Origin of the sequence: Streptomyces adelaidensis, from assembly GCF_016598475.1 — a bacterium.
Taxonomy (GTDB): domain Bacteria; phylum Actinomycetota; class Actinomycetes; order Streptomycetales; family Streptomycetaceae; genus Streptomyces; species Streptomyces adelaidensis.
Window position 1 is genome coordinate 1 of record NZ_JAEMUX010000175.1, and the last position, 5,269, is coordinate 5,269.

A 5,269-nucleotide genomic window follows, 5' to 3' on the forward strand; every position below is an offset into this window, starting at 1 on the left:
CTGATAGAGTCGGGAACGCAAGACCGAAGGGAAACTGCCCGGAGGAAAGCCTGGACCGGATGGTCTGGGTGAGTACAAAGGAAGCGTCCGTTCCTTGAGAACTCAACAGCGTGCCAAAAATCAACGCCAGATATGTTGATACCCCGTCTGCCGGCCAGATCATCTGGTTCGGTGGCAGGGTTCCTTTGAAGAAAATACACAGCGAGGACGCTGTGAACGGCCGGGCTTATTCCGCCTGGCTGTTCCGCTCTCGTGATGTGTGCACCCGATTACGGGTAAACATTCACGGAGAGTTTGATCCTGGCTCAGGACGAACGCTGGCGGCGTGCTTAACACATGCAAGTCGAACGATGAACCACTTCGGTGGGGATTAGTGGCGAACGGGTGAGTAACACGTGGGCAATCTGCCCTTCACTCTGGGACAAGCCCTGGAAACGGGGTCTAATACCGGATAATACTTCCACTCTCCTGGGTGGTGGTTAAAAGCTCCGGCGGTGAAGGATGAGCCCGCGGCCTATCAGCTTGTTGGTGAGGTAACGGCTCACCAAGGCGACGACGGGTAGCCGGCCTGAGAGGGCGACCGGCCACACTGGGACTGAGACACGGCCCAGACTCCTACGGGAGGCAGCAGTGGGGAATATTGCACAATGGGCGAAAGCCTGATGCAGCGACGCCGCGTGAGGGATGACGGCCTTCGGGTTGTAAACCTCTTTCAGCAGGGAAGAAGCGAAAGTGACGGTACCTGCAGAAGAAGCGCCGGCTAACTACGTGCCAGCAGCCGCGGTAATACGTAGGGCGCGAGCGTTGTCCGGAATTATTGGGCGTAAAGAGCTCGTAGGCGGTCTGTCGCGTCGGATGTGAAAGCCCGGGGCTTAACCCCGGGTCTGCATTCGATACGGGCAGACTAGAGTGTGGTAGGGGAGATCGGAATTCCTGGTGTAGCGGTGAAATGCGCAGATATCAGGAGGAACACCGGTGGCGAAGGCGGATCTCTGGGCCATTACTGACGCTGAGGAGCGAAAGCGTGGGGAGCGAACAGGATTAGATACCCTGGTAGTCCACGCCGTAAACGGTGGGAACTAGGTGTTGGCGACATTCCACGTCGTCGGTGCCGCAGCTAACGCATTAAGTTCCCCGCCTGGGGAGTACGGCCGCAAGGCTAAAACTCAAAGGAATTGACGGGGGCCCGCACAAGCAGCGGAGCATGTGGCTTAATTCGACGCAACGCGAAGAACCTTACCAAGGCTTGACATCGCCCGGAAAGCATCAGAGATGGTGCCCCCCTTGTGGTCGGGTGACAGGTGGTGCATGGCTGTCGTCAGCTCGTGTCGTGAGATGTTGGGTTAAGTCCCGCAACGAGCGCAACCCTTGTTCTGTGTTGCCAGCAACCTCTTCGGAGGGTTGGGGACTCACAGGAGACTGCCGGGGTCAACTCGGAGGAAGGTGGGGACGACGTCAAGTCATCATGCCCCTTATGTCTTGGGCTGCACACGTGCTACAATGGCAGGTACAATGAGCTGCGAAGCCGTGAGGCGGAGCGAATCTCAAAAAGCCTGTCTCAGTTCGGATTGGGGTCTGCAACTCGACCCCATGAAGTCGGAGTTGCTAGTAATCGCAGATCAGCAGTGCTGCGGTGAATACGTTCCCGGGCCTTGTACACACCGCCCGTCACGTCACGAAAGTCGGTAACACCCGAAGCCGGTGGCCCAACCCCTTACGGGGAGGGAGCTGTCGAAGGTGGGACTGGCGATTGGGACGAAGTCGTAACAAGGTAGCCGTACCGGAAGGTGCGGCTGGATCACCTCCTTTCTAAGGAGCATCTAGGCCGTCAAGCTGTGCTTGGTGGTCCAGGGCCATTACGTCGGCATACGTTCGACGGTGGTTGCTCATGGGTGGAACGTTGATTATTCGGCACTCTCAGTCATCTCGGGCTGTAAGTACTGTCCTTCGGGGCGTGGAAAGCTGATCATGAGTGGCGAGGGTGCCGGGCACGCTGTTGGGTGTCTGAGGGTATGGCCGTATGGCTGCCTTCAGTGCCGGCCCCAGTGCACTCGGATCTACTGGTTCGGGGTGATGGGTGGTTGGTCGTTGTTTGAGAACTGCACAGTGGACGCGAGCATCTGTGGCCAAGTTTTTAAGGGCGCACGGTGGATGCCTTGGCACCAGGAACCGATGAAGGACGTGGGAGGCCACGATAGTCCCCGGGGAGCCGTCAACCAGGCTTTGATCCGGGGGTTTCCGAATGGGGAAACCCGGCAGTCGTCATGGGCTGTCACCCTTGCCTGAACACATAGGGCAAGTGGAGGGAACGCGGGGAAGTGAAACATCTCAGTACCCGCAGGAAGAGAAAACAACCGTGATTCCGGGAGTAGTGGCGAGCGAAACCGGATGAGGCCAAACCGTATGCGTGTGAGACCCGGCAGGGGTTGCGTATACGGGGTTGTGGGATCTCTCTTTCACAGTCTGCCGGCTGTGAGGCGAGTCAGAAACCGTACAGGTAGGCGAAGGACATGCGAAAGGTCCGGCGTAGAGGGTAAGACCCCCGTAGCTGAAATCTGTACGGCTCGTTTGAGAGACACCCAAGTAGCACGGGGCCCGAGAAATCCCGTGTGAATCTGGCGGGACCACCCGTTAAGCCTAAATATTCCCTGGTGACCGATAGCGGATAGTACCGTGAGGGAATGGTGAAAAGTACCGCGGGAGCGGAGTGAAATAGTACCTGAAACCGTGTGCCTACAAGCCGTGGGAGCGTCGCTCACAGAGTTTACTCTGTGGGTCGTGACTGCGTGCCTTTTGAAGAATGAGCCTGCGAGTTTGCGGTGTGTTGCGAGGTTAACCCGAGTGGGGTAGCCGTAGCGAAAGCGAGTCCGAACAGGGCGCCGGAGTAGCACGCTCAAGACCCGAAGCGGAGTGATCTAGCCATGGGCAGGTTGAAGCGGAGGTAAGACTTCGTGGAGGACCGAACCCACCAGGGTTGAAAACCTGGGGGATGACCTGTGGTTAGGGGTGAAAGGCCAATCAAACTCCGTGATAGCTGGTTCTCCCCGAAATGCATTTAGGTGCAGCGTCGTGTGTTTCTTGCCGGAGGTAGAGCACTGGATAGGCGATGGGCCCTACCGGGTTACTGACCTTAGCCAAACTCCGAATGCCGGTAAGTGAGAGCGCGGCAGTGAGACTGTGGGGGATAAGCTCCATGGTCGAGAGGGAAACAGCCCAGAGCATCGACTAAGGCCCCTAAGCGTACGCTAAGTGGGAAAGGATGTGGAGTCGCACAGACAACCAGGAGGTTGGCTTAGAAGCAGCCACCCTTGAAAGAGTGCGTAATAGCTCACTGGTCTAGTGATTCCGCGCCGACAATGTAGCGGGGCTCAAGCGTACCGCCGAAGTCGTGTCATTCCAGCACATACCCCCAACGGGGGCTGGGATGGGTAGGGGAGCGTCGTCTGCCGGGTGAAGCAGCCGCGGAAGCGAGTTGTGGACGGTTGACGAGTGAGAATGCAGGCATGAGTAGCGATACACACGTGAGAAACGTGTGCGCCGATTGACCAAGGGTTCCTGGGTCAAGCTGATCTGCCCAGGGTAAGTCGGGACCTAAGGCGAGGCCGACAGGCGTAGTCGATGGATAACCGGTTGATATTCCGGTACCCGCTGTGAAGCGTCAAACATTGAACCAGGCGATGCTAAGTCCGTGAAGCCGTTCCGGACCCTTCGGGGAAAGGAAAGTGGTGGAGCCGACGGTCCAGACCTGTAGTAGGTGAGTGATGGGGTGACGCAGGAAGGTAGTCCATCCCGGGCGGTGGTTGTCCCGGGGTAAGGGTGTAGCCCGTTGTGCAGGTAAATCCGCACAACATGAGGGTGAGACCTGATGCCGAGCCGATTGTGGTGAAGTGGATGATCCTATGCTGTCGAGAAAAGCCTCTAGCGAGTTTCATGGCGGCCCGTACCCTAAACCGACTCAGGTGGTCAGGTAGAGAATACCGAGGCGTTCGGGTGAACTATGGTTAAGGAACTCGGCAAAATGCCCCCGTAACTTCGGGAGAAGGGGGGCCATCACCGGTGAGAGGATTTACTCCTTGAGCTGGGGGTGGCCGCAGAGACCAGCGAGAAGCGACTGTTTACTAAAAACACAGGTCCGTGCGAAGCCGTAAGGCGATGTATACGGACTGACGCCTGCCCGGTGCTGGAACGTTAAGGGGACCGGTTAGTCACATTTCGGTGTGGCGAAGCTGAGAACTTAAGCGCCAGTAAACGGCGGTGGTAACTATAACCATCCTAAGGTAGCGAAATTCCTTGTCGGGTAAGTTCCGACCTGCACGAATGGCGTAACGACTTCTCGACTGTCTCAACCATAGGCCCGGTGAAATTGCACTACGAGTAAAGATGCTCGTTTCGCGCAGCAGGACGGAAAGACCCCGGGACCTTTACTACAGTTTGATATTGGTGTTCGGTTCGGCTTGTGTAGGATAGCTGGGAGACTGTGAACTCTGGACGCCAGTTCAGGGGGAGTCGTCGTTGAAATACCAGTCTGGTCGTGCTGGATGTCTAACCCGGGTCCGTGATCCGGATCGGGGACAGTGTCTGATGGGTAGTTTAACTGGGGCGGTTGCCTCCTAAAGAGTAACGGAGGCGCCCAAAGGTTCCCTCAGCCTGGTTGGCAATCAGGTGTTGAGTGTAAGTGCACAAGGGAGCTTGACTGTGAGACCGACGGGTCGAGCAGGGACGAAAGTCGGGACTAGTGATCCGGCGGTGGCTTGTGGAAGCGCCGTCGCTCAACGGATAAAAGGTACCCCGGGGATAACAGGCTGATCTTCCCCAAGAGTCCATATCGACGGGATGGTTTGGCACCTCGATGTCGGCTCGTCGCATCCTGGGGCTGGAGTCGGTCCCAAGGGTTGGGCTGTTCGCCCATTAAAGCGGTACGCGAGCTGGGTTTAGAACGTCGTGAGACAGTTCGGTCCCTATCCGCTGCGCGCGCAGGAATATTGAGAAGGGCTGTCCCTAGTACGAGAGGACCGGGACGGACGAACCTCTGGTGTGCCAGTTGTTCTGCCAAGGGCATGGCTGGTTGGCTACGTTCGGGAGGGATAACCGCTGAAAGCATCTAAGCGGGAAGCCTGCTTCGAGATGAGTATTCCCACCCCCTTTGAGGGGTTAAGGCTCCCAGTAGACGACTGGGTTGATAGGCCAGATCTGGAAGCCCGGTAACGGGTGGAGGTGACTGGTACTAATAGGCCGAGGGCTTGTCCTCAGTTGCTCGCGTCCACTGTGT

2 rRNA genes are annotated in these 5,269 nt (G+C 57.4%); both read left to right on the top strand.

What is annotated here, in order from left to right:
- Positions 1-282 precede the first annotated feature (282 nt).
- Positions 283-1,809, top strand: a 16S ribosomal RNA gene (locus I8N67_RS40785).
- Between the two features lie 315 nt (positions 1,810-2,124).
- A 23S ribosomal RNA gene (locus I8N67_RS40790) occupies positions 2,125-5,248 on the top strand.
- Together the 16S and 23S rRNA genes form the textbook arrangement of a ribosomal RNA operon.
- The last annotated feature ends 21 nt before the right edge of the window (positions 5,249-5,269 follow it).